This window comes from Cognatazoarcus halotolerans (assembly GCF_009800965.1).
In the GTDB taxonomy this organism is placed as follows: domain Bacteria; phylum Pseudomonadota; class Gammaproteobacteria; order Burkholderiales; family Rhodocyclaceae; genus Cognatazoarcus; species Cognatazoarcus halotolerans.
This window is the reverse complement of sequence record NZ_WUAF01000002.1, coordinates 13,272-37,299: the sequence shown is the minus strand read 5'-3', so window position 1 is coordinate 37,299 and position 24,028 is coordinate 13,272. Positions and strand designations below refer to the sequence as shown.

The 24,028-nt window shown below is 61.5% G+C and carries 22 protein-coding genes and 1 tRNA gene; 6 read left to right on the top strand and 17 right to left on the bottom strand.

Going from position 1 to position 24,028, the window contains the following annotated elements:
- Positions 1-28: 28 nt before the first annotated feature.
- On the top strand, positions 29-2,776 hold the full coding sequence (ppc, locus tag GQB03_RS03110) for a phosphoenolpyruvate carboxylase (RefSeq protein WP_159684245.1): 2,748 nt from the start codon (positions 29-31) through the stop codon (positions 2,774-2,776).
- A 6-nt stretch (positions 2,777-2,782) separates the two neighbouring features.
- Here ppc and GQB03_RS03105 read toward each other — a convergent pair whose 3' ends face one another.
- Positions 2,783-3,538 carry a LytR/AlgR family response regulator transcription factor gene (locus GQB03_RS03105; protein ID WP_159684241.1) on the bottom strand — a complete coding sequence of 252 codons (756 nt, stop codon included), beginning with the start codon at positions 3,536-3,538 and terminating at the stop codon, positions 2,783-2,785.
- Positions 3,535-4,554: a sensor histidine kinase gene (locus tag GQB03_RS03100; protein WP_159684238.1), complete on the bottom strand. Its 1,020-nt coding sequence runs from the start codon at positions 4,552-4,554 to the stop codon at positions 3,535-3,537. The genes GQB03_RS03105 and GQB03_RS03100 overlap by 4 nt, the downstream gene beginning before the upstream one ends.
- A 140-nt stretch (positions 4,555-4,694) precedes the next feature.
- Between GQB03_RS03100 and argH the strand changes: the two genes are divergently transcribed.
- The 3 genes from argH to GQB03_RS03085 are packed head-to-tail and all read left to right on the top strand — an operon-like array spanning position 4,695 to position 8,388.
- Positions 4,695-6,191 carry an argininosuccinate lyase gene (gene argH, locus GQB03_RS03095; protein ID WP_159684235.1) on the top strand — a complete coding sequence of 499 codons (1,497 nt, stop codon included), beginning with the start codon at positions 4,695-4,697 and terminating at the stop codon, positions 6,189-6,191.
- A gap of 17 nt (positions 6,192-6,208) precedes the next feature.
- The gene (locus GQB03_RS03090) at positions 6,209-7,492 is read left to right on the top strand and encodes a serine/threonine-protein kinase (RefSeq protein WP_159684232.1); all 1,284 of its coding nucleotides are present in this window, start codon (positions 6,209-6,211) and stop codon (positions 7,490-7,492) included.
- A complete protein-coding gene (locus tag GQB03_RS03085) occupies positions 7,489-8,388 on the top strand; it encodes a fructosamine kinase family protein (protein WP_159684229.1) in 900 nt (299 codons plus the stop codon). The genes GQB03_RS03090 and GQB03_RS03085 overlap by 4 nt, the downstream gene beginning before the upstream one ends.
- Before the next feature lie 8 nt (positions 8,389-8,396).
- On the opposite strand, the gene GQB03_RS03080 is transcribed toward GQB03_RS03085, so the two are convergent.
- The 13 genes from GQB03_RS03080 to groES all read right to left on the bottom strand — a co-directional run bounded on the left by GQB03_RS03080 (position 8,397) and on the right by groES (position 19,814).
- On the bottom strand, positions 8,397-9,410 hold the full coding sequence (locus GQB03_RS03080; protein WP_159684226.1) for a nucleotidyltransferase domain-containing protein: 1,014 nt from the start codon (positions 9,408-9,410) through the stop codon (positions 8,397-8,399).
- Positions 9,411-9,477: 67 nt separating this feature from the next.
- Positions 9,478-10,431 (bottom strand): HprK-related kinase A, encoded by a 954-nt coding sequence (locus tag GQB03_RS03075; protein ID WP_159684223.1) that lies wholly within the window; start codon positions 10,429-10,431, stop codon positions 9,478-9,480.
- Positions 10,428-10,667, bottom strand: coding sequence for an HPr-rel-A system PqqD family peptide chaperone (locus GQB03_RS23520; RefSeq protein WP_407644529.1), 240 nt, complete (start codon positions 10,665-10,667; stop codon positions 10,428-10,430). The genes GQB03_RS03075 and GQB03_RS23520 overlap by 4 nt, the downstream gene beginning before the upstream one ends.
- A 35-nt stretch (positions 10,668-10,702) precedes the next feature.
- Complete coding sequence (locus tag GQB03_RS03065) at positions 10,703-11,215, bottom strand: hypothetical protein (protein ID WP_159684217.1); 513 nt, start codon at positions 11,213-11,215, stop codon at positions 10,703-10,705.
- A 264-nt stretch (positions 11,216-11,479) separates the two neighbouring features.
- A complete protein-coding gene (gene grxD, locus GQB03_RS03060) occupies positions 11,480-11,809 on the bottom strand; it encodes a Grx4 family monothiol glutaredoxin (RefSeq protein WP_159684214.1) in 330 nt (109 codons plus the stop codon).
- 62 nt (positions 11,810-11,871) lie between these two features.
- The gene (prmC, locus tag GQB03_RS03055) at positions 11,872-12,741 is read right to left on the bottom strand and encodes a peptide chain release factor N(5)-glutamine methyltransferase (RefSeq protein ID WP_159684211.1); all 870 of its coding nucleotides are present in this window, start codon (positions 12,739-12,741) and stop codon (positions 11,872-11,874) included.
- A complete protein-coding gene (prfA, locus tag GQB03_RS03050) occupies positions 12,731-13,816 on the bottom strand; it encodes a peptide chain release factor 1 (RefSeq protein ID WP_159684208.1) in 1,086 nt (361 codons plus the stop codon). The genes prmC and prfA overlap by 11 nt, the downstream gene beginning before the upstream one ends.
- Positions 13,817-13,866: 50 nt before the next feature.
- Positions 13,867-15,120: a glutamyl-tRNA reductase gene (gene hemA, locus GQB03_RS03045; protein ID WP_159684205.1), complete on the bottom strand. Its 1,254-nt coding sequence runs from the start codon at positions 15,118-15,120 to the stop codon at positions 13,867-13,869.
- Positions 15,121-15,261: 141 nt separating this feature from the next.
- Positions 15,262-15,337: transfer RNA gene (locus GQB03_RS03040), tRNA-Phe, on the bottom strand.
- Positions 15,338-15,408: 71 nt separating this feature from the next.
- On the bottom strand, positions 15,409-16,893 hold the full coding sequence (locus GQB03_RS03035; RefSeq protein WP_159684202.1) for a sensor histidine kinase: 1,485 nt from the start codon (positions 16,891-16,893) through the stop codon (positions 15,409-15,411).
- A complete protein-coding gene (locus GQB03_RS03030; RefSeq protein WP_159684199.1) occupies positions 16,880-17,554 on the bottom strand; it encodes a response regulator transcription factor in 675 nt (224 codons plus the stop codon). Before GQB03_RS03030 ends, GQB03_RS03035 begins: the two co-directional genes overlap by 14 nt.
- Before the next feature lie 271 nt (positions 17,555-17,825).
- Positions 17,826-19,478, bottom strand: a complete 1,653-nt coding sequence (groL, locus tag GQB03_RS03025; RefSeq protein ID WP_159684196.1) for a chaperonin GroEL — start codon at positions 19,476-19,478, stop codon at positions 17,826-17,828.
- A 45-nt stretch (positions 19,479-19,523) separates the two neighbouring features.
- The gene (gene groES, locus GQB03_RS03020; protein WP_159684193.1) at positions 19,524-19,814 is read right to left on the bottom strand and encodes a co-chaperone GroES; all 291 of its coding nucleotides are present in this window, start codon (positions 19,812-19,814) and stop codon (positions 19,524-19,526) included.
- Between the two features lie 435 nt (positions 19,815-20,249).
- On the opposite strand from groES, the gene GQB03_RS03015 reads away from it, so the two are divergent.
- On the top strand, positions 20,250-20,867 hold the full coding sequence (locus GQB03_RS03015; protein WP_200832091.1) for a LysE family translocator: 618 nt from the start codon (positions 20,250-20,252) through the stop codon (positions 20,865-20,867).
- A gap of 10 nt (positions 20,868-20,877) precedes the next feature.
- On the opposite strand, the gene GQB03_RS03010 is transcribed toward GQB03_RS03015, so the two are convergent.
- Positions 20,878-21,771, bottom strand: coding sequence for a LysR substrate-binding domain-containing protein (locus GQB03_RS03010; RefSeq protein ID WP_159684190.1), 894 nt, complete (start codon positions 21,769-21,771; stop codon positions 20,878-20,880).
- 112 nt (positions 21,772-21,883) lie between these two features.
- On the opposite strand from GQB03_RS03010, the gene GQB03_RS03005 reads away from it, so the two are divergent.
- Positions 21,884-23,143 (top strand): MFS transporter, encoded by a 1,260-nt coding sequence (locus tag GQB03_RS03005; RefSeq protein ID WP_235026918.1) that lies wholly within the window; start codon positions 21,884-21,886, stop codon positions 23,141-23,143.
- 24 nt (positions 23,144-23,167) lie between these two features.
- Here the strand turns inward: GQB03_RS03005 and GQB03_RS03000 are convergent, their stop codons facing one another.
- Positions 23,168-23,944 (bottom strand): NUDIX hydrolase, encoded by a 777-nt coding sequence (locus GQB03_RS03000; protein WP_159684187.1) that lies wholly within the window; start codon positions 23,942-23,944, stop codon positions 23,168-23,170.
- Positions 23,945-24,028 lie beyond the last annotated feature (84 nt).

The window sequence follows — 24,028 nt, the reverse complement described above, 5'->3', positions numbered from 1 at the left end:
GCCCAACCGAACACAGGACGATACAGTAATGAGTGAAGACAAAGACAGCCCCTTGCGAGAAGACATCCGCGAGCTTGGAAGGATCCTGGGCGATACGGTGCGTGCGCAGGAAGGCGAAGCGGTGTTCGAGCGCATCGAACACATCCGTCAGAGCTCGATCCGCTTTCGTCGCGACGATGACCTGGAAGCACGCCGCGAACTCGAGGCCACCCTCGACTCGCTCTCGCGCGACCAGACCCTGCACGTGGTGCGCGCCTTCAGCTACTTCTCGCACCTGGCCAACATCGCCGAGGACCAGCACCACACCCGGCGCTCGCGCGCCCACCTGATCGCCGGCTCGGCCCCGCGCGAGGGCAGCCTCGCCCACGCCATCGGCCGCGCCTTCGATGCCGGGCTCGAAGCGCGCGCCGTCGCGGAGTTCTTCGCCACCGCCCAGGTCACCCCGGTGCTCACCGCCCACCCCACCGAAGTCTCGCGCAAGAGCATCCTCAACTGCCAGATGGCCATCGCCCGCCTGCTCGATGCACGCGACCGCATGCGCCTCACCCCCGAGGAGGCCACGGACAACCAGGAAGCGCTGCGCCGCGGCGTGCTCACCCTGTGGCAGACCCGCATGCTGCGCCCCTCCAAGCTCTCGGTGATCGACGAAGTCGCCAACGGTCTGAGCTTCTTCGACTACACCTTCCTCTCCGAGCTGCCGCGCCTGTACGGCGCACTCGAGGACCAGCTCGCCGCCCGCCACGCTTCGCTCGGCGGACTCGAGCTGCCGCCCTTCCTGCGCGTGGGCAGCTGGATCGGCGGCGACCGCGACGGCAACCCCTTCGTCACCGCCCGGGTGCTCGACGAGGCGCTGGCGATGCAGTGCGGCCGCGCCCTCGATCATTACCTCGACGAGCTGCACCGCCTCGGCTCGCAGCTCTCGCTCGCCTCCCTGCTGGCTTCGCCTTCGGAAGCCCTGCTGGCGCTGGCCGCCCGCTCGCCGGACCATTCGCCGCACCGTGACGACGAGCCCTACCGGCGCGCCCTCACCGGCATCTATGCGCGACTGTCGGCTACTTACCAGGCGCTGCTCGGCAAGGCACCGCCGCATCATGCGGTGGGCGATGCCGAGCCCTACGCAGACGCCGCTGCACTGGCCGAGGATCTCGATATCGTGCACCGTTCGCTCGAGGCAAACGGCTCGGGCACCCTCGCCCGCGGGCGGCTGCGACGGCTGCGCCGCGCGGTCTCGGTGTTCGGCTTTCACCTGGCGCCGATCGACCTGCGCCAGAACTCGGACGTGCACGAGCAGGTGGTCGCCGAGCTGCTGGCGGTGGCGCGGCCCGGCACCGATTACCTCGCCCTCGACGAGGAGGGGCGCATCGCCCTGCTGCTCGAGGAGATCGCCTCGCCGCGCCCGCTCTACTCACCCTATGTCGAGTATTCCGAGCTCAGCACCGGCGAGCTGGCGATCCTGCGCATGGCCCACGAGGCACACCGGCGCTATGGCGCCGAGGCGGTGCCCAACTGCATCATCTCGAAGACCGACGGGGTATCGGACATGCTCGAGCTCGCCCTGCTGCTCAAGGAGAGCGGCCTGCTCGATCCGCGTGCCGGCACCCTCGCGGTGAACCTGATCCCGCTGTTCGAGACCATCGGCGATCTGCAGGCGAGCGGACCGGTGATGGACCGCCTGCTGGCGCTGCCGCAGTACCGGCGCCTGCTCGATTCGCGGGCGATGACCCAGGAGGTGATGCTGGGCTATTCGGACTCGAACAAGGACGGCGGTTTCCTCACCTCGGGCTGGGAGCTCTACAAGGCGGAGATCGCGCTGGTCGAGGTGTTTGCCCGCCACGGGGTGCGCCTGCGCCTGTTCCACGGCCGCGGCGGCTCGGTGGGCCGCGGCGGCGGCCCCAGCTACCAGGCCATCCTCGCCCAGCCGGGCGGCGCAGTGCAGGGCCAGATCCGGCTCACCGAGCAGGGCGAGGTGATCTCGGCCAAGTACGGCAACCCGGAGGTGGGGCGACGCAACCTCGAGGTGCTCGCCGCGGCCACGCTCGAGGCGACGCTGTTCGCCGACACCGAGCCGGCGCCGCGCCCGGAGTATCTGGCGGCGATGGACGAGCTGTCCGATGCGGCCTTCAAGGCCTACCGCGCGCTGGTCTATGAGACCGAGGGCTTCGAGCAGTATTTCTGGGAATCGACGGTGATCGCCGAGATCGCCCACCTCAACATCGGCAGCCGCCCCGCTTCGCGCAAGAAGACCACCGCGATCGAGGATCTGCGCGCCATCCCCTGGGTGTTCAGCTGGGCGCAGTGCCGGCTCATGCTGCCGGGCTGGTTCGGCTTCGGCAGCGCGGTCAAGGCTTACCTCGTCACCCACGGCGAGGCCGGCGCCGAGCGGCTCAAGGCGATGAACCGCGAGTGGGGCTTCTTCTCCACGCTGCTCTCGAACATGGACATGGTGCTGGCCAAGAGCGATATCGCCATCGCCAGCCGCTATGCGGCGCTGGTGCGCGACACCCGGCTGCGCGAGTCGATCTTCGCGCGCATCCGCACCGAGCATGAGGCCACCATCGCCGCCCTGCTCGAGATCACCGGCCAGGAGGCGCTGCTTGACGGCAATCCGCTGCTCAAGCGCTCGATCCGCAACCGCTTCCCCTATCTCGACCCACTCAACCATGTCCAGGTTGAACTACTCCACCGACACCGCGAGGGCAGCGACGACGAGCGCATCAAGCGCGGCATCCACATGTCCATCAACGGCATCGCCGCAGGACTCAGAAACAGCGGCTGAGGGCGGTTAGAGCTTGAGCGTCGCCTTTACCGTTGGCCACTGGCGACGGCTTATCGGCAGGCGCTCCGCCACACCGGCGAGAAGCACAGCCCAGTGTGGCTCACCGTCCGCCTCGCCTTCGCGCTCGACCCCGACAATGGCCGAGCGCGCGACAAGGCAGTTGCGATGAATACGCAAAAAGCGCTCGCCGAACTCTTCTTCGAGCTGCACGAGCGATTCGTCGAGCACATAGTCGCGCTCGGAAGTAAAGGCCGTGACGTACTTCATTTCCGCCTTCAGGTAGCGCACCTCGTCGACCGGAACCAACAGGATGCGCCCCCTTTCCGTGACGCTGAAATGCGTTCGCCCTTCGCCCCCGGCGCCCTCGCCCCCCGTCTCTGGCGTCCGGCTACGTCGAAAGCGTGCCAGCGCCGCAGCCAGCCGACCCGCGCGCACAGGCTTGACCAGATAATCCACGGCTTCGACGTCGAATGCGGTCACCGCATATTCGTCGTAAGCCGTGGTAAAGATGACGCCCGGCGGACACGGCCTCTCAGCCAGCTTCCGCGCAAACTCGACCCCGTCCATGACCGGCATGCGGATATCGGCGAGCACCAGATCGACAGGTTCCTGCTCGATCATCCGCAGCGCTTCCGCGCCATTTGCAACCATCCCGACCACCCGGGTCGGATACTCGTCGGCGATATCACCGAGCAGGTCCCTGAGTCGAGCGCGCGCCATCGCCTCGTCGTCTACGATGAGCACCTTGAGAACATCGTTCATGGGCTCTTCCTCCGATATGGCAGCCGAATCCGGATCACATAGGTATCCAGCCCTTTTTCGATTCCCAGCGACGCTTCGAGATCATAGAAAAGCATGAGCCTTTCGCGAATGTTATCGAGTGCCATGCGATTCCCTGCCTGGTGCCGCGTACTTCGTGAAAGCGGGTTTGCCACTTCTAGTCGCAACTCGCCCGATTTGAGCTCGCCCGCAATGGTCACCGTACCCGGTTCGGCTGAAGGCTCGATACCATGATATACCGCGTTTTCGACCAGGGGCTGCAACAGCAGGGGCGGGATAAGCGCGTCGCCGGGACAGGCATCGACCGACCACTCCACCAGCAGGCGCTCGCCCAAACGCAGCCGCTCGAGATCAAGATAGCGTTCGCAGAGCTTCAATTCGTCGTCGAGTGTCACGAGCTCGCGGTTATCTCTCATGACCACGCGAAACATGTCCGCCATTTCCTCCAGCGCCGTCTCGGCACGACGCGGATCGGAACGTATCACGCCCAGCACCGCATTCAGGCTGTTGAAAAGAAAATGGGGCCGGATCCGCGCCGTCAGCGCCAACAGGCGTGCTTCGGATTCGGCCGGCGAAAAACGCAGGGCACGATAGTCAAAATAGACCAGTACCAGCGCGCCTGCCGCGATCGCCCAGCTCATCGCACCGATGCGCTCATAGGCACTGCTGCCAAGCAGGCTCTCGGACAGCAGCGCACAGGCGATGACGATGAACCCCGCGGTTCCAAGCGCCCGCTCGAACGATAGCCGTTCAAGCACGGGCTGGAGCAGGTACAGAACGAGCAAGGCCAGCAGCAGCGGCAGCTCCAGCCTGCCGGAGGTCAATACCAGCCCCTCGAAAAGATCACCCGGTCTCGCCGAGCGTACGAGCACGGTCAGCACGCCCAGAAAGTTCACCGCCAGCAACACGCGCAACGCGACGCCGAGATTGCGGAAGTCCGGCAGACGCCGGGTCCTGCGGTTCTTTTGATTTATAATTCTGACATCGTTGGCCGTCATGCCTCGCGCCCCGTTTCAAGGTAATCGTCAGGCAGTCCGCGGATCATTCACGAACCACCCTCAGCTCCGACGTCCTCATGCCCTACCGGCCCGGGTACGCAGCCAAACCGACAGACCACATTCGTATCCTTTTCCGGATTATGGCAGAACACAATCCCACATCTCCCTCCGCCGATACCCCCGACACAACCGCCAATTCCGCTGCGAAAGCCTGGTCGGGACGATTTTCGGAACCGGTTTCCGATCTCGTCAAACGCTATACCGCTTCGGTTTTCTTCGACAACCGGATGGCGGAGCAGGATATTCGCGGTTCGATTGCGCATGCCAGGATGCTGGCACGACAGGGCATCATTGGCGAGCAGGACCTTGCCGATATCGAAAGGGGAATGGCCACGATCCGGGAAGAGATCGCGCGCGGAGAGTTTGTGTGGAATCTCGATGACGAGGACGTCCATCTCAACATCGAAAAGCGTCTGACGGCACTGGTCGGCGACGCAGGCAAGCGCCTGCACACCGGCCGCAGCCGCAACGACCAGGTGGCAACCGATATTCGACTTTGGCTGCGCGACGCGATCGATACCATCCTCAGCCTGATCGGCGAGTTCCAGTCGGCCGTACTCGATCTCGCGGAGCATCACGCGGATACGCCACTGCCGGGCTTCACCCATCTGCAGGTTGCCCAACCCGTCACCTTCGGCCATCACCTGATGGCATATTTCGAAATGACCCGCCGCGACGCCGAACGCTTTGCGGACTGCCGCAAGCGGGTCAACCGCCTTCCTCTCGGGGCGGCGGCGCTGGCGGGTACCACCTTCTCTATCGATCGAGAATTCGTCGCTGAACAGCTTGGCTTTGACGAAGTGTGCTTCAACTCGCTCGACGCGGTATCGGACCGGGACTTCGCGATCGAATTCTGCGCGGCCTCGGCACTACTGCTCACCCATCTGTCCCGACTCTCGGAAGAACTGATCCTGTGGATGAGTCCGCGCGTCGGATTCATCGATCTCGCCGATCGGTTCTGTACCGGCTCGTCGATCATGCCGCAGAAGAAAAACCCGGATGTGCCCGAACTGGTGCGGGGCAAGACCGGCCGGGTGAACGGCAGCCTCATTGCGCTGCTGACGCTCATGAAAGGCCAACCGCTTGCCTACAACAAGGACAATCAGGAAGACAAGGAGCCCCTCTTCGACACGGCCGACACGGTGATCGACACCCTGCGGATTTATGCCGACATGATGGGCAGCCGCATCGACCCTGACAGCGGCAAGCGCGTGTTCAATGTCCGCGTCAAGGCCGACGCGATGCGTTCGGCGCTGCGCCAGGGTTACGCGACTGCAACCGATCTGGCGGATTATCTGGTCAAGAAAGGTCTGCCGTTCCGCGATGCGCACGAAGCGGTTGCGCTCGCAGTTCGTGCCGCGGAAAAGCGCGGAATCGATCTGCCGGAGTTCACGCTCGACGAGTTGAGGGCCGAAATGGCCGGGCTTCCACGTGCCGTACCACTGCTCGAAGCCGACGTTGCATCGGTACTGACGGTCGAAGGATCGCTCGCCGCGCGGGATCATGTTGGCGGCACAGCGCCGTCGCGGGTACGCGACGCGATCGCGAAGGCCCGGGCGCGGTTGAAAAGCCGCTGAGGATACGGCGGAAGGCAATGAGCGAGCGCATCGGCAAGTACGAGATCATCCGACAGGTGGGCGAAGGATCGACCAGCACGGTTTTTCTCGCTCACGATCCCTTTGCGCAGAGGAATGTCGCGATCAAGCGCATCCACCAGAGCGTCCTGCGCGATCCCGAGCGGGGCAAACTCTATCGTCACCTTCTGCTCAACGAAGCATCGCTCGCCGGAAAACTGATTCACCCCCACATCGTCCAGATCTACGATGCCTTCGTGGCATCCGATGAAGGCTATGTGGTGATGGAGTACGTCGGAGGTGGCACGCTCGAACGCCATACCGATGCCGACACCCTGCTACCTCGCCCGCGTCTGCTCGAAATCATCTTCAAGTGCACCCGTGCACTCGACTACGCATATCGCCACGGCATCACGCACCGCGACATCAAGCCTGCCAACATCCTGTTGGTGGCAGCCGATGGCAAGGACATCAAGCTGTCGGATTTCGGATCTGCGCTTTTCACCGCGAGCGATACCACGCAGGTCTCGGGCGTTGGCTCTCCCGCTTACATGTCGCCGCAACAGGTTCGCGAGGTTCCGCTCAATCATCAGACGGACATCTACTCGCTGGGCGTCGTGATGTACCAGTTGCTCACCGGCAGACTTCCGTTCGAAGCGAGCAACAATTACAGCCTGCTGTACAGGATCACCAACGACGAAGCGGCACCACCGTCTCAGCTCAATCCAGATGTACCGCCCAGCCTCGACGCGATCGTGATGAGGGCAATGCAGAAGGATCTCGACAAGCGCTATCAGTCCTGGAGCGATTTCTCCCATGACCTTGCCCAGGCATTCCGGAATCACGAACTCGAAGCGCAACGGGGAAGCATAGCCGAGCCACAGAAATTCCAGAGCCTGCGCGGCATGGCGTTTTTCCGGGAGTTTTCCGATGTCGAGCTTTGGGAAGTAATCCGAATTTCGGAATGGTCGGTTGCCCAACCGGGCACGACGCTGATGCAGGAAGGAGAGCCCGGCAATTTCTTCTGTTTCATCGCCGCCGGCGAGGTCCGCGTCTCCAAGCAGGGCAGTCTGCTCAATGTTCTGACGGCGGGTGACTGCTTTGGTGAAATGGCCCTGTTCTCGGCCGGTGGCGGAATACGCAGCGCCCGCGTCGAGACCAGCACGGAAGTCGAATTGATGACGGTGCGGGCATCGATACTCAACCGCGCATCGGATGCCTGCCGGATGCATTTCTACAAGGCCTTTCTCGAAGTCCTGGCGACCCGGCTGTCACTCGCCAACGCACGCATTGCCAACGTATGAAGGACCACCACGGCCTCGCCCGGAAGCTCGAAGAAGCCATCAGGGCACATGTCGGCAACGATTTTCACCTCGACTCCACCTCGCCGGAAAGAGCGGAAGGTTCGGGGAAGATCGTCCTTGCCGGCGACGGCAAGCGCTTCTTCGTCAAATACGGAAAGTCTGGCGCCTTGGACCGGTTCTCCGCTGAAGCCGACGGCCTCGTCGCACTGCGGGATGCTGACTGCTTCCGGACCCCGGCAACAATCGATTGCAGCGGGGACGACGAGCATGCCTGGATCATCCTGGAGCATCTCGAGCTACATCCGGTCCGAACGCTCGCGGAGGGCCGGCTGGCCGCCGAAGCCCTCGCGAACCTGCATGCTCACCAGTCGGATGCGTTCGGCTGGCACCGGGACAACTACATCGGGAATACGCCACAGCAAAACGATCATTCAGGCAACTGGTCACGGTTCTTTGCTCTCCAGCGGCTCAAACCACAGTTCGAATTTGCCGCCAGGACGGAATTCGGTGGCGAACTGGCGAAGCTCGGACAGAAGATCATCGACCGGACTCCCGCGCTGTTCCTTGATTACCGTGCCCGGCCGTCCCTCGTGCACGGCGATCTCTGGCACGGAAACATCGCGATCACGAATGACGGACACGTCGCCAGCTTTGATCCGGCCATCCACTTCGGCGATCACGAAGTGGACTTGGCCATGACCGAACTGTTCGGAGGCCTTCCCGATACCTTCTACGCGACCTATCGCGCCTTGTGGCCGCTCGCGGAGGGCCACGCCGAGCGCAAGACGCTTTACAACCTCTACCACATACTCAATCATCTGAATCTGTTCGGGCGGGGATATCTGGGACAGGCCACCAGAATGGCGAAGCAGCTCTCGAGCATGCTCAGCCGATAAACCCCGTTTCACCTGATGATTGAGCGCACCGCAGTCATCGACTTGTGGCCCAAATGCCGTACCAGCAAGGCGGGCGGCATTCTCAACCAGTGGTAGCGCGCCTGGGCGGCCAGTTCAACCAACACTCTACTCGGTGTCTTGCCACGCTCGAAGATCCGGGGAGGGCACACGTGGCGGAAAAGCCACCCCGTCATCGCACGTGCGAGCCAAGACGGCTCGATGCCCGGCGGATCGGCTGGCACCGGGGTCCCGAGCCAAGAACGCGAATAATTCAGGGCATACCATAGCGGTGTCGTTGCACCGTGTTGTGCGGCCCGCTTCCAGAGCCTGTCGCAAGCCTGCTGGTCGAGAATGCTGCTCCGGTAAAGTGCATCGACATCCACAAGGTCCCGAAGCTTTCCAACCAACTCGGAATCCTGAAAGAGGTGGATGGCGGCGTGAATGATCTGGTCATGGCGGTTCAGCACGCGGAATCGCGTGCCTTCGACCGGTACCAACGCCGAGAACAAGGCCACGTCGTTTGCCCTGACCCGGCTTGTCACCGGCGCAATCGTATGGTGCAGATCGACCTCCAGTGCATGGCCCGGTATGCGCATCGGAGGAAGCTCATGACTCCACTGCCGATAGTATTGCTGGTCGTACTCGTCGACGTTCTCCATCTCCCAGCCGCCATCCCGCAACGCCGCCTCCGCGATGCCGAGATTCGCCCTTGGAACCAGAAGGTCGACGTCATTCGGCATGCGGCCATGCGCAAGAGGAAGACCCTCGACAACGTAGGCGGCCCCCTTGAGCAGCGTAACCGGCAGCTCCGGCGGCAGGGCTGCCGACAAAGCCGCGAGCTCCATCCTCACCATCTGCAACCGATGCGAGGAATAGTTGATCGAGGCCGTCAGATGTCCCCACACGCGGTCGGGTATCTGCTTCGCAAGATCGGGGCGATCGCGGATTCTGCACGCAATCGTGCCAAGGAGACGCGCCTGACGGGCAAGCACCAGCACAGCATCCCAATCCTCGATGCGCATTTTGGCCACATGCGATACATCCCGAAGAATCAGAAGCAGGTGCCACCCGGCCGCCCCTAGGGCCGGATCAGTATTCACGCGCGCCGCCCCCCTCGCCGTTCGAATTGAGCAGCGCCCGCACGCACCCGATGGCCTTCGGAAGATCACCATACGTCAACTCGTAGACCTGGCACCGGCCGGCAAGCACTGCCAATGCATCGAACGAAACAGGTCCCAACAGCGAATAGTTGAAGCTGTTGAAGGCCAGTCTCGCGAACGCCTCCTCGGGCAATTGTGGTTTGAGTTCGAGGCCGACTCCACGCCGATAGCGCGGAAAAACCACCAGGACCGGGCGGGCGCGAGCGCCCAACTGCTCCACGCTATTCGCGTTCGGCGCAAGATGGGACACGTCGCCCTTGCGCGTTCCCCTGTAGATGGGCCCGAGCGCGGCCTCATCCGACAGGGCTCGAATGACCTCGATCGACTCATTCTTGAGCGCAACCGGTTTCAGCATGGAAAGCAGGTCACCGGAAACTGGATCGAGAACCCCGAATTCGTCGGACAACAATCGGAATCCGGAAAGCATCATGCCGGCCGCAAGCGTGCTCTTTCCGGAACCAGGCGTAGCCGCCATCACAACGGCCCGGTCACCGAGCGCCAGAACGCCCGCGTGCAACAGCACGTACTGATTGAAGCGTTGGGCAAAACACCAGTTCACCCCCCACTCGAAATACGGCAACGCATTTGATCGCGGAAACGGCTCGAAGGGCTCAACGCCATCGATCAGAAAGCGCGCGGTGGGACGCACCCAGCGTCGCGCTCCCCGCCCCCGGTCGATAACCAGATGAAAATCGTCGAACCCATCGTCGGTGAGGAACGGAAAGGCGCCATAGACATTCCTTAGCGCATCGGCGAAACCGTCCACAAAAGCGCGAACGCGAACCGTACAGGCACCGTAGGGAATCCGCAGACCACCAGGCGCCTTCAATGCGTTCGAAATGGTCTTGGCTTCCAGTGCAGCCAACCGCGGTGGCGGATTCATTGACGAGCGAACATTCCGAGTTCCCGCAGTGTCTGCATGATTCCTTCGAGGCCGTCAGACTCCTGCTCGAGGCCGAGAGATGCACGAATCCCTGCCTCCACGCGAGATTCACTTGCGACGCCGGGCCCCCCGCACTCGTCGACAAAATCCAGCACTACACATGCGGCGGGCGGAAGCACATGCGTCTGCCAGGTCGTGGCATCAAAAACGACTGCGGCGTCACCGAGACGCCGCACGAGAAGCCTGTCTTCCACAGAATGTCAGAACGATATCAATTGATCACGTTGCTCGAGAGGTTTGACGAGGTCAACGAATTCCAACATGACGCACCTGCAATCGGACTAACCGCCTTGTTCGGATCAAGCACAATCGTTGCAGGTGCACTTTGCTGATAATCGACCAAGGCATAGACATATTGTCCAGCCACCTGAACGGGCGCCTGTGACGACGGGGTCAATTTCACTGCCACCTGCTGGGCCACCCCGCTCGTCACCTGATAGTACGCGCCATTGAACTTGAAGCCGGTAACCGCCGCCCCCCCGCTTTCAAGCCGGAAGGTCCAGACCTCGCACCTCACGCGCATCCATTTGTCAGGCGCAGAAGGAAATCCTGCAACCGGAGACTCGTCCGCGAAGGTTGCCTGGCTCTTCACATCACACCCAAGGCTTGCAGCCGCCATGGCAGAGCCAACGGCTCCAGGCAAAGTGAAAAGTGCTGGCGCACCAACGGCGCTCTTGATCAATTTGCGTCTTTTCTCGATCTGATTTTGTTTTGATGTGGACATTTGTGATCCTGGGTTGCCGCCAAGTGCCTGTGATCGAAGCTTATCCCAAACATGTGATTCGGGAGATGAACTGCTTCACGCTTTGGACGTACTTGAAGGCAAGAATCGCACCACACATGCAAAACGCTTCAAATTTCCATTCAATTCAAACAGTTAACAATCAACAAGATCAATATGAGCTCGACAACCTGGCAAATCGTAAAGAATTCCGACAACAGGTACGACGAAATCGAGCCGATTGGTCCAACCCGAACGCAGTCCGCCTCAACTCTGAACGACCACGCCGGCCTCCGCCAACAGCTGCTGCAATTCCCCGCTTTCGTACATCTCGCGCACGATATCGCAACCACCGACGAACTCACCTTTCACATACAACTGGGGAATTGTCGGCCAGTTAGCATATTCCTTGATGCCCTGCCGAATATCCGCGTCGGCAAGCACGTTGACCGAGAAGTAATCCTTGACCCCGCAGAGCTTCAGAACCTGAGCAACGGTAGCCGAAAAACCACACTGGGGGAACTGCGGAGAGCCTTTCATGTAGAGCACAACGGAGTTGCCGGTGACCTGTTCCTGAATCAATTTCTGGGTATCCATCGAACCGCCTCGAATAGTTGAGTAATTTAATCGGGAAATTGTATTCTCGGCCATCGCGAGCGTCAACCTGGCCCCGCGTATGGTTGAAATCGTCCGCCGCTCACACGCACGACCCCTGCAAGATCCGGCCATGCGGACAGTTCTTCGAATCCTGCTTGGGCGAGCAGCTCACCCACGCTCCAGGCCTGATCGTATCCATGTTCGACGAAAAGCCAGCCCGTCCGGTTCAGATGGACAGACGCCTCCTCGATGATGTCACGCAGATCATTCAGTCCATCGACACCGGCCGACAAGGCGCCCGGAGGCTCGAAGCGCAAATCCCCTTGCTCGAGATGCCGATCATCCGTGCGGATATAGGGTGGATTGCTAACAATGCAGTCGAAGCGCCGCCCGAGCAACGGCCCGAACCAGCTTCCCTCGCAGAATTCGACATTCGCCCCCAGCAATCGGGCATTTTCGCGTGCCAAGTCCAGCGAAGCCGCCGAGACATCGACCGCACACACGCGGGCGGCGCGATCGGCCAGCTCCAGCACGATCGTAATGGCAATCGCCCCGCTCCCGGTTCCGAGGTCCAGTATTGTCGGACACTCCGTGCCACTTACCGCCTGTAGCGCCCGCTCTACCAAGAGCTCTGTCTCCGGCCGCGGAATCAGCACCGCAGGCGAAACCTTGAAGCTACGTCCGTAAAACTCGCGCCGTCCCAGAATATAGGCAATCGGCTCGCCCGCCTCACGGCGTCGCACCAACGTCTGGTAGTGCGCCCACTGGTCGTGCGAAAGTCGCTCCTCCGGATATGCCGCGATCCGCACAGCACTGCAGTCAAGGACTTCGCGCAGCAACAGGCGAGCATCAACGGCATCGACAGCTCGACGTCCATAGCTCAACGCACCGGCGATACTCGGCAGCCCCACACTGATCCGTTCAGCGTCCATCGTCCGCGAGCGCAGCGAGTTGGTCGGCCTGGTATTCAGTCTTGAGCGCCTCGAGGATTTCGTCGAGGTCGCCTTCCATGACCGTATCGAGCTTGTAGAGCGTCAGGTTGATGCGGTGGTCGGTAACGCGACCCTGCGGAAAATTGTAGGTCCTGATGCGCTCGGAGCGATCGCCGCTGCCAACAAGACTCTTTCGGGTGGCTGCGGTCTGGGCCTGTTGCTCGCGCAGCTGAGCATCCTTGATTCGCGCCGCGAGCACCGACAGCGCCTGCGCCTTGTTGCGATGTTGCGAGCGATCGTCCTGACACTCAACCACGATGCCGGTTGGCAAATGCGTCACACGTACCGCGGAGTCGGTTTTGTTGATGTGCTGGCCGCCGGCGCCACTCGCCCTGAAGGTATCGATGCGCAAATCGGCGGGGTTGATATTCACTTCGGTAAGCTCATCGGCTTCCGGCATCACCGCCACGGTACACGCGGATGTGTGGATCCGACCCTGTGTTTCTGTCACCGGAACGCGTTGCACCCTGTGCCCCCCCGATTCGAACTTGAGTCGTGCAAACGCTCCCGCGCCAATTACGCGCAGGATCACTTCCTTGTAGCCACCCAGCTCGGACTCTGCCGCCGAGGCAATCTCGACACGCCATCCCCGACGCTCGGCATAGCGTGAATACATCCTCAGCAGATCCCCCGCAAAGAGGGCGGCCTCCTCGCCGCCGGTCCCGGCTCGGATTTCGAGGAAGAGATTCCGGTCGTCGTCGGGGTCCTTGGGTAGCAGCGCTTTCTGAAGTTCGAGTTCAAGTCTTTCTACTGCCTCACGGCTCTCTGCGATCTCGGCCTGGGCCAGATCCCGCATCTCGGGATCGGCAAGCATTTCCCCTGCCGTAACACCATCCTCCTCCGCCCGCCTGTACTGCGCATAGAGGCCGACCACTTCGCCAAGTTCTGCGTGCTCCCGGCTGTATCGCCGAAAGGCATCCATGTCGGCACCGACCTCCTGAGAGGCAAGGAGGCGCTCCAACTCTTCATGCCGTTGGCTGAGTTGCTCGAGTCTGTCGCGAATGCTGGATTTCATCGTACACGCTGGAAAAGGCCCCCGACGCCTGATCGGGGCGCGCCGGCAGACTAGCCGCGGCGGTTCAGATCAAAAAGGTGGTGCAACACCCGCATCGCCTCACCAAGACGCTCGCCTTCAGAACGGTTGAGGTACTGCGTAGGGGCGTGCATCAATTTGTTCGCAAGGCCGTGACTGAGCACCTCGAGCACCCGTTCGGGCGATTCGCCACGCGCAAGAAGCTTGAGGGCCCGCTCCATCTCGGTCTGTCGAAGTGACTCGGCATGCTCGCGCAGCGCGCGAATAGTCGGAACGGCATCCCGGGCCTCCACCCAATGTAGAAACCCGTCGACCTGCGAATCGATGATCGATTCCGCTTCAATTACGGCAGCCTGTCTCGACTCAAGACCTGACTCGACCACCTGAGCCAGGTCGTCGACCGTATACAGGAACACGTCATCGAGATCCGCAACCTCTCGCTCTATATCGCGCGGTACCGCAAGATCCACCATTACCATCGGCCGGTGCCGTCTCGCCTTGATCGCCCTCTCCACCATCCCGAGCCCAACAATCGGCAAGGGACTGCCGGTACACGAGACCACCACGTCGTAGCGATGCAGTACGTCTCCAACGGCATCAAGCCGGATCACATCCCCGCCGAAGCGCTCGGCGAGGCCCTGGGCGCGCACTTCGGTGCGATTTGCGATGGTCAGTCGACGAGGCTTCGCGCCCGCGAAATGAGCAGCACACAGCTCCACCATTTCACCCGCCCCGACGAAAAGCACCTGCTGGTCGGAGACACGTTCGAAAATTCGCTCCGACAAATGAACCGCTGCCGCCGCCATGGAAACGGTATTCGCTCCGATTGCGGTCGTGGTACGTACCTCTTTAGCCACCGCGAAGGTCCGCTGGAAGAGCTTGTGAAGCAGGGTACCGAGCGTCCCCGCTTCTTCCGCCTGACGCGCAGCCTCCTTGACCTGGCCCAGAATCTGCGGCTCACCGAGGACCATCGAATCGAGTCCGCTCGCAACCCGGAAGACATGCCTTACCGCCTCGCGCTGCGGATAGCTGTACAGATAGGGCGAAATGTCGTTGAGACTAAGCCGGTGAAAATCGGCAAGCCAGTCGGCAGCGGACTGCGGATCGTCACTTGCGTAGTAAAGTTCGGTGCGATTGCAGGTCGACAGAATCGCTGCCTCTCGCACCGGTTTGGCATTGGTCAGACTCAACAGGGCCTGACCTAGCCGCTCAGGCTGGAACGACACTCGTTCGCGAATCGCGATCGGAGCCGAGTGGTGATTCAAGCCGAGAGCAAAAAGCTGCATGCGATAGAGGAAGGCCAACGAATCAGCGGATTATAGCACTGCCCGATTCCTTCAAAGATCGAGGAAAATCAGCCGTTTCCTGCACACCACAACATGGCGGACAAAGCAAAACGGCCCGCATGCGCGGGCCGTTTCTTGTCTTGGTGGCCAGGGGCGGAATCGAACCACCGACACGCGGATTTTCAATCCGCTGCTCTACCAACTGAGCTACCTGGCCAAAGAGAGCGCGCATTATAGCCGACCCAGCCCCATCGTCAAATAGTTTTTGAGTCGATCCGGTACAGCGGATCATTCGGATGGCGTAACGTCGTCAAGCGTTTCACCTTCCCCTGTACGGGGCTGCAGGCTACGCGGGAAAACAGCCTGCGCGAGCGTGCCCTGACCTGCCGGATTCGGGTTAAGCGTTACCCTGGCTCGGTGCAATTCCGCGATTTCCTGCACGATAGGGAGCCCCAGTCCGGAACCATCCTCTCCACTTCCAAGGACGCGGTAAAACCGTTCGAATACCATCTCGCGATCTCCCTCGGGAATGCCGATACCGCTGTCTTCGACCTCCAGAATCGCGAACTCCGTTCCGAGCGTACGCACGGTAACCTGCCCTCCAACCGGCGTGTACTTGATGGCGTTGTCGACCAGATTCTTTACCAGTTCCCGCAACAATACCGGGTTTCCATCAATGATCAACGCTTCTTCGGCCGCCTCGAGGCCAAAGTCAATATGCTTCACCAGTGCACGAGGGAATAGATCCTGCACGACTTCAAGGGCGAGAACATTCAGGTCAAGCCGCTCAACTGCATAGATTTTCTCGGAGCTCGACTCTGCACGGGCCAGCGATAGAAGCTGATTGATCAGGTGGCTCGCGCGCTCGGCACTACCGGCAATCTGCTCAAGCGAGCGCCGCAACAGGCGCGGCTCGGTTTCCTGTAGCGCGAGTTCGGTCTGTGTTCGGAGGCCTGTCAGCGGTGTCCGCATCTGGTGAGCCGCATCTGCGATGAAACGCTGCTGAGCTTGAAGGTTTTCCTCAAGCCGGCCCATCATCTCGTTGAAGCCGACGATGAGCGGGCGTACCTCCTCGGGCACGCCTACCGTCGAAATCGGCGATAGATCGGACGGCCTGCGACGTCGCAAGATGCGCTGCAGTCTGTTCAACGGCGCAATCCCCCGCGACAACCCGAGCCAGACCAGCACCACGGCGAGGGGGATGATTGCGAATTGAGGTAACAACACACCCGTAACGACACGCGATGCGAGATCACCACGCTTGTTCCGTGTTTCGGCCATCTGCAGCAGAACCAGCGGGCTGGTGGGTTCGGGAAACGCCCTCAGAAAAAGATAGGCGATACGGACCTCTTCGCCCTGAATCACCCCATCGCGAAACAGAACCTCTCCGGGGATGAGGTTGCGCGGGGCGCCGATCCAGGGAATGTCCCTGTCACCCGCGACGACTTCGCCGATCAGATCGGTCACCTGAAAATAAAGAACGTCGTCCTGATCCGAACGGAAGAGCGCTCTGGCCGGAGCCGGAAAACTTACCTTGACCTCCCCCTGCTCGACCGACACCATCTGCGACAAGGCCCGCAAGCTTTCCGCCAATCCTTTGTCATAAGGCGTATTGGCGATGTTGTCCGCAACGTTGTGGGTGATGATGATCGAAATGGGCCAAAGAAAAAGGAGGGGGGCGAGCATCCAATCGAGGATTTCCCCGAACAGGGAATTATGATGCGCGCCATCGCCCCCACCATCCTTCACCTTGCGCCATTTACGCAGTGGCATCCGGCTTTTCCAGGCAATACCCCAGACCGCGCACGGTTACGATTCTTGCCCCGCTACTCTCGAGTTTCTTGCGCAATCGATGCACGTAGACTTCGATCGCGTTATTGGAGACCTCTTCGCCCCAGCCACAAAGATGATCGACAAGTTGATCCTTGCTTACCAGCCGGCCAACCCGCAGCAAGAGAACCTCCAGGAGCCCGACCTCACGCGCCGAGAGCTCGATGATCTGACCGGATATCTTGACGACTCTGTCCGCCTGGTCATAGGTCAGGCTCCCGAGCTCGATACATTTCGGCTGACCGGTCCCACGACGAGTCAGGGCACGGACCCGGGCCTCGAGTTCGGGAAGCGCGAACGGTTTCGTCAGGTAGTCGTCGGCACCCGCGTCGAGGCCGCGTACTCTATCCTCGACACCATCCTGCGCCGTGAGGATCAGCACCGGCACTGCGGACTTGCGCGCACGCAAACGCTTCAGGACTTCAATTCCTGGCAGCTTGGGCAGACCCAGGTCAAGGATCAGCAGGTCGAACGGCTGGGAAGCAAGCGCCGCGTCCGCCTCGGTCCCGGTCGGCACATGGTCTACAGCATAGCCACCCCGTTTGAGCGCCCTCGAAAGTCCATCGGCAATAACGGGATCGTCCTCGGCCAGAAGTATCCGCATGCTAAATCCATTGTAAGTTCTGCGTAAGCGGGGACCGTTAACTTCAATCCCGCTGTTCTCCTTTTACTCGGTCTTAGGGAATTTCCCCCTCTTTTCAGACGGGGAAATTCCAGGGAGCACCCTGATCCTGCAACGGGTGCCTCCCTGCCGTTTTTTCCGCGATTATCACACGGCGACGCGTCCGCGCGGGCGCTCATATCGCCTTGCATGGCCGTAAACGAAAAAAGCCCCGCACCAGGCGGGGCTTTTCGTTGGCGCGAGGCCGGGAGGATTACATCCCCATACCGCCCATACCGCCCATGCCGCCCATGCCGCCCATATCGGGCATGCCCATGGCGGGCTTGTCTTCCGGCAGCTCGCCAACCATGCAGTCGGTGGTGAGCATCAGGCCAGCAACGGAAGCGGCGTTCTGCAGCGCGGTACGGGTCACCTTGGTGGGATCCAGCACGCCCATCTCGACCATGTCGCCGTACTCACCGGTAGCGGCGTTATAGCCGAAGTTGCCCGAACCTTCGTTCACCTTGTTGACCACCACGCTCGGCTCATCGCCCGCATTGGCGACGATCTCGCGGAGCGGTTGCTCCATCGCGCGCAGCACGATCTTGATACCGGCGTCCTGATCGTGGTTGTCACCCTTGAGGCCCAGGAGATTCACGCGGGCGCGCAGCAGAGCCACACCACCACCGGGGACGATGCCTTCTTCAACGGCAGCGCGGGTAGCGTGCAGCGCGTCTTCCACACGAGCCTTCTTCTCTTTCATCTCGACTTCGGTGGCAGCGCCAACCTTGATCACGGCAACGCCACCGGCCAGCTTGGCGACACGCTCCTGGAGCTTCTCGCGGTCGTAGTCGGAGGTCGCTTCTTCGATCTGCACGCGCACTTCCTTGACGCGGGCTTCGATCTGGCCTGCATCGCCGGCGCCGTCGATGATCGTGGTGTTTTCCTTGCCGATTTCGATACGGGCAGCCTGACCGAGCTCAGCCAGGGTTGCCTTTTCGAGGGTCAGACCGACTTCTTCGGCGATCACGGTACCGCCGGTCAGCACGGCGATATCCTGCAGCATGGCCTTGCGACGATCGCCAAAGCCCGGGGCCTTGACTGCGCAGGTCTTGAGGATGCCACGGATGTTGTTGACCACGAGGGTGGCCAGCGCTTCGCCATCGACGTCCTCGGCGATGATCAGCAGCGGACGACCGGCCTTGGCAACCTGCTCGAGAACCGGCAGCAGATCACGGATGTTCGAGATCTTCTTGTCGAACAGCAGGACGAACGGGTTCTCGAGAATGGTGGCCTGCTTGTCCGGGTTGTTGATGAAGTACGGCGACAGGTAGCCACGGTCGAACTGCATACCCTCGACCACGTCGAGTTCGTTTTGCAGGGACTTGCCGTCTTCAACGGTAATCACGCCTTCCTTGCCGACCTTGTCCATGGCGCGGGCGATGATGTCGCCGATGTCGCTATCGGAGTTGGCGGAGATCGAGCCGACCTGGGCAATTTCCTTGTTGGTCGAGCAGGGCTTAGAGAGCTTGCGCAGTTCTTCGATGGTGGCGATCACGGCCTTGTCGATACCGCGCTTCAGGTCCATCGGGTTCATGCCGGCGGCGACGAACTTCATGCCTTCGCGAACGATCGACTGGGCCAGCACGGTGGCGGTGGTGGTGCCGTCACCGGCGACATCGGAGGTCTTGGAAGCGACTTCCTTGACCATCTGCGCACCCATGTTCTCGAACTTGTCCTTGAGTTCGATTTCCTTGGCGACGGAGACACCATCCTTGGTCACCGTGGGGGCGCCATAGGAGCGCTCCAGCACGACATTGCGGCCCTTCGGGCCGAGAGTCACCTTGACGGCGTTTGCCAGCACATTGACGCCAGCGACCATGCGGTCACGGGCAGAATCACCAAACTTGACTTCTTTTGCAGCCATTCTTCAACTCCTTGATTCGTATTGACGTGTCGGTGAGAGAGGCACTCAGCCTTCGATCACACCCATGATGTCTTCTTCGCGCATGACCAGCAGTTCCTGGCCCTCGACCTTCACCGACTGACCGGCATACTTGCCGAACAGCACCTTGTCGCCAGCCTTGACGGCCATCGCACGCACATCACCGTTTTCCAGGATCTTGCCGTTACCGACGGCAACCACCTCGCCTTGATCGGGCTTCTCACCAGCGCTGTCGGGAATAACGATGCCGCTGGCAGTGGTACGCTCGGCTTCGATGCGCTTGACGATTACGCGATCATGCAAAGGACGGATTTTCATGAAGCAGTCTCCTTGGTTCAGGAATCAACGTGTCGGACACTGAGGTCCGGTAAGTAAAATCGAACATCGGGGCAGCTTGTTAGCACTCACCCCTGACGAGTGCTAATAGTATGGACAGGGCCAGCGCATTTCAAGAGCGGTACATGCATTTTTTTGTAGCAGCCGTCACATGATGGCTGCCGAGGTGATCTCCAAGCGCCGACCCTCCAACGTTCTGGATGTGCGAAATCCTTGCTTCAGAAGCGGCCCAAGGATGCGAAGCGACGGTGGTCCCTACCACCGCATGATGAACACTCCCCCGGTTTTGCGCGCCGACGGATGCGTTACGGCCCCGACACCGGCCCAAAATTGCCTTCCGAGCGGCCGGGCGTACCGGGACACCATCGGGGATCGGGACGACGATGTGTCCATCGGAACACCGCATGGAGGACACCCGTGGAACACCTCGTTCTCGCCACAACGGCCCTGCCACTGGCCGCGTTCATGCTGGTGGCGTCGATTACGCCCGGCCCCAACAATCTCCTGGTGGCCTCGGCCGGCGCCCATGCAGGCTACCGCGCCACGCTGCCTCATCTTCTCGGCATCGGCGTGGGACACAGCGTCCAGGTGGCCTTGTGCGCCACGGGTATCGGCGCGGTGCTCGTAGCAAGCCCCGACTTGCGCAACGCGCTAAAGGCCGTCTCCGCTGCCTATCTGATCTGGCTCGCAATCAAGCTCGTCCGCGCGACGCCGCCGGCAGAAGGGCTGCCTGCCAAAGAGGGCGGCCCCATGAGCTTTATCGGCGCAGCAACCTTTCAATGGATCAACCCGAAGGCCTGGATGATGGCACTCACCGCTTCGAGCGCCCTGCTACCCCCACTGAGCGATCGCGCTTCGGCCGTCGCTCTGGCCTGCGCAACGATCATCGTGGTGAACTTTCCCTGCGTCTCCGTTTGGGCGGCATTCGGTTCAGGCATGCGCCGGTTCCTCACCCGACCGCTGCGCTGGCGTCTTTTCAATGGCGCGATGGGCGCATCACTGCTACTGACCGCTTGGTGGGTCGTGCGTGCATGACCGACATCCTTCAGATGCGACAAACTTGCTCAAGCACCTTCATGAAGCCACCCAGCAAAGGACTGGGTGGCGCATCGACAGTGGCAACGCCCAGCGCAACCTCCATTCCGGGATCGCTCACGGCCAGATAGCGAACCCTTGGAATCCGCACCCGTTCCAATGGAGCGGGGAGCAATGCAATGCCCAGACCGGCCGCGACCAGTCCGATCTGTGTCGTTGCCTCCCGCGCAATCTGCACGATACGCGCTTCGAACCCCGCTGCGAGGCAGGCGGTACGCAGGATACCCGGCAGTCCGGTTCCGATGTCAGGCGGAAAGGTAATGAAGCCCTCGTTCGCGACCTCGGCAAGCGAAATCTCGCTACGACTCGCAAGTGGATGCGCCGCATTGATCACCAACCGAAGGGGGTCGCGTCCGATCTCGCGGGTGCGTAACCCGACCGGGGCGCCCGTACCACCAAAGCGGACCAGCCCGACATCGAGGGTTCCCGTCGAAAGTGCCAGAAACTGATCGCCGGTAAACATTTCGCGAAGTTGCAGTTGCACGTCAGGATACTGCCGACGATATGCATAGATGATGTCGGGCAGGACAGAGCTGTAAGGCAACGAAGACGCAAAGCCGATCCTGAGTTCGCCCACCTCGCCACGTGCCGCGCGCCGCGCCTCATCGGCCGCGGACGCCGCCTGCAAGAGGATGCTTCGCGCACGTTCGAGAAAGCGCCGCCCCGCCTCGGTCAACGCCACTTTGCGTTTGGTTCGCTCGAACAGGCGAGCCCCCAGTTCATCCTCGAGATCGCGGATCTGCATCGACAGGGGGGGTTGTCCTATATGCAGGCGCTCCGCCGCTCGGGTGAAATTCAACTCCTCGGCAACCACCACGAAGTAACGCAGGTGTCGGAGCTCCATTAATACAATCCATATATATTTGGAGCTCATAGAATATATTGGACTGCCTTTTTTCGCCGTCCTAAGATCGCTCATCACGGCTGCTTGGCCATGGCAATCAGGAGTGCGGAACATGACGGCGAATACGGAACACCCTGCGCGTGCCTCGGGGCCGGACGATTTCATCGAGGCCGGCACCCCCGAATTCCGTCGCGCCAATCTCGCCATGTTCTTTGGCGGCTTTGCCACTTTCGCGATGCTTTATGGCACCCAGCCAATTCTGCCGCGGCTCACAGAAGTGTTCGCTGTATCGCCTGCCACGGCCAGCCTGTCGGTATCGGGCGGCATGGCTGCGCTCGCGGTCATGCTGATTCCGGCAAGCGTACTCTCGGACCGCTACGGTCGCGGCACAGTAATGAAGTGGTCTCTGCTGTTGGCTGCCGTGACCGCCTTTGCATCCGCATTCGCAGTGAACTTCCATCAGCTGTTGGCACTGAGGATCTTGCTTGGCGCCGTACTGGCCGGTCTGCCAGCCGCGGCAATGGCTTATCTGGGCGAAGAGGTCGTCTCGAGCGCTCAGGGGCGGGCACTCGGACTTTACATTGCCGGCAACACGCTCGGCGGCATGAGCGGGCGCTTCATCGCGGCGGCGGTCACCGACTGGAGTTCCTGGCGGATCGCGCTGGCGGTGCTCGGCCTGATCGGCGGCGTCGCGGCGGCAATCTTCTGGCGCCAATTGCCGCAATCACGTCATTTCCGGCTGCGCCAGGCGCAACTTGGACGCCTCCTCTCCGACGCACGTGCTCTTTTCGCGGACCGCGCCCTGCCTTGGCTGTTTCTCAGTGCCTTCCTCTTGATGGGCGCTTTCGTCGGGGTCTACAACTATCTCGGCTTTCGCCTCAGCGCTGCGCCATTCTCACTGGGGCAGACCGAACTCGGCGCAATCTTCCTGCTTTACCTGGTGGGCACCTGGTCGTCGGCCTGGAGCGGTCAGCTCGCCGACCGCTACGGGCGCCGGCGGGTACTGTGGCTGATGATCACGATATGCTGCGGGGGGCTCGTGACCACCCTGTCGATGCATCTTCCGGTGATCATCGCAGGCGTCGCGATATTTACTTTCGGCTATTTTGGCGCCCACACCACGGCCAGTGGCTGGACCAGCCGTCGCGCCGGGGAGCGGCGCGCGCTCGCTGCCGCAATCTACCTGTTCGGCTACTACCTGGGAGGCAGCATGATCGGCAGCGCTTCCGGCGTTGCATGGGCGATGGGCGGTTGGCCGACGGTCGTCGCCGTCCTCGGCATCAGCGTGCTTTGCGCTCTGATCATCGCGGTTCGCCTGCGCAGCGTCTCCCCACCGCTTCCGGCAGGATTCGCCAACGCAACGCCTTGCTGAACGCGCGGCGACGACACAACGCTGTCACGATCCCGAGTGCCGCAACAGACAAGCCGCGGTGACCGCGCCTGCGTCGATCGTGAATGCCCCACCGCAAAGCGCCTCGGTGACGGCATCCGGCGACATGAGCGAAAAGCCGGCCACTTCACCATCGAGATTGCGAGGCATGAAATCCACCGGTAGCAACAGGTCGTAGATGTGCAAGGTCTCGTGGTGAATGCCGTCCGGCTCACGCCGCAGAGAAACCCGCCGTTCTGTAAAGTGCGCACCGCGTGCCACCGCCAGCGGCACCCCCGCCTCCTCTTGGCATTCGCGCAGCAACGCGCTTGTCGCATCTTCACCCGATGCGATCCCGCCGCCAACCATGTTGTCCAGCCTTCCCGGATCGATAGCCTTGCTGGCCGCACGGCGCGCCACCCAGATGCGCCCGTCGTGCGAGATCCCGTTGACGTGAACCGCCTCACTCTTGAGTCCGAATCGACGAAACGCGCCGCGCTCGAGCTCGCAGATCGGTTCTCCATGCGCGGGATGGCGCACCGCATAGGCCTCGTCGCGCCAGGCCGGTAACCAACCATCCGTTCGACACATCACTGCAAGCTCATGCCATCGTGCCGACAATTCCGGTGGCGGACGCAACGGATCGATCCACAGCAGCCCATCCCGGAGCGCGATGAGGGACCGCCGCGCGAGGACGTAGGCGGAAAACGCGGGGGACAGATGACCAATGCAGGCTTCGCCGAACATCAGGGGCACATGTCCGGCGAATACCTCCGCCTCGGGTTGATCCAGTGAATCGACCATCGCTCGAAGCTGCGCCCCGTGTGCCGATGCATCAAACCCTGCACACCCTGATGAAGCCATTTTCCCCTCCGTTCTCAGGCAGAA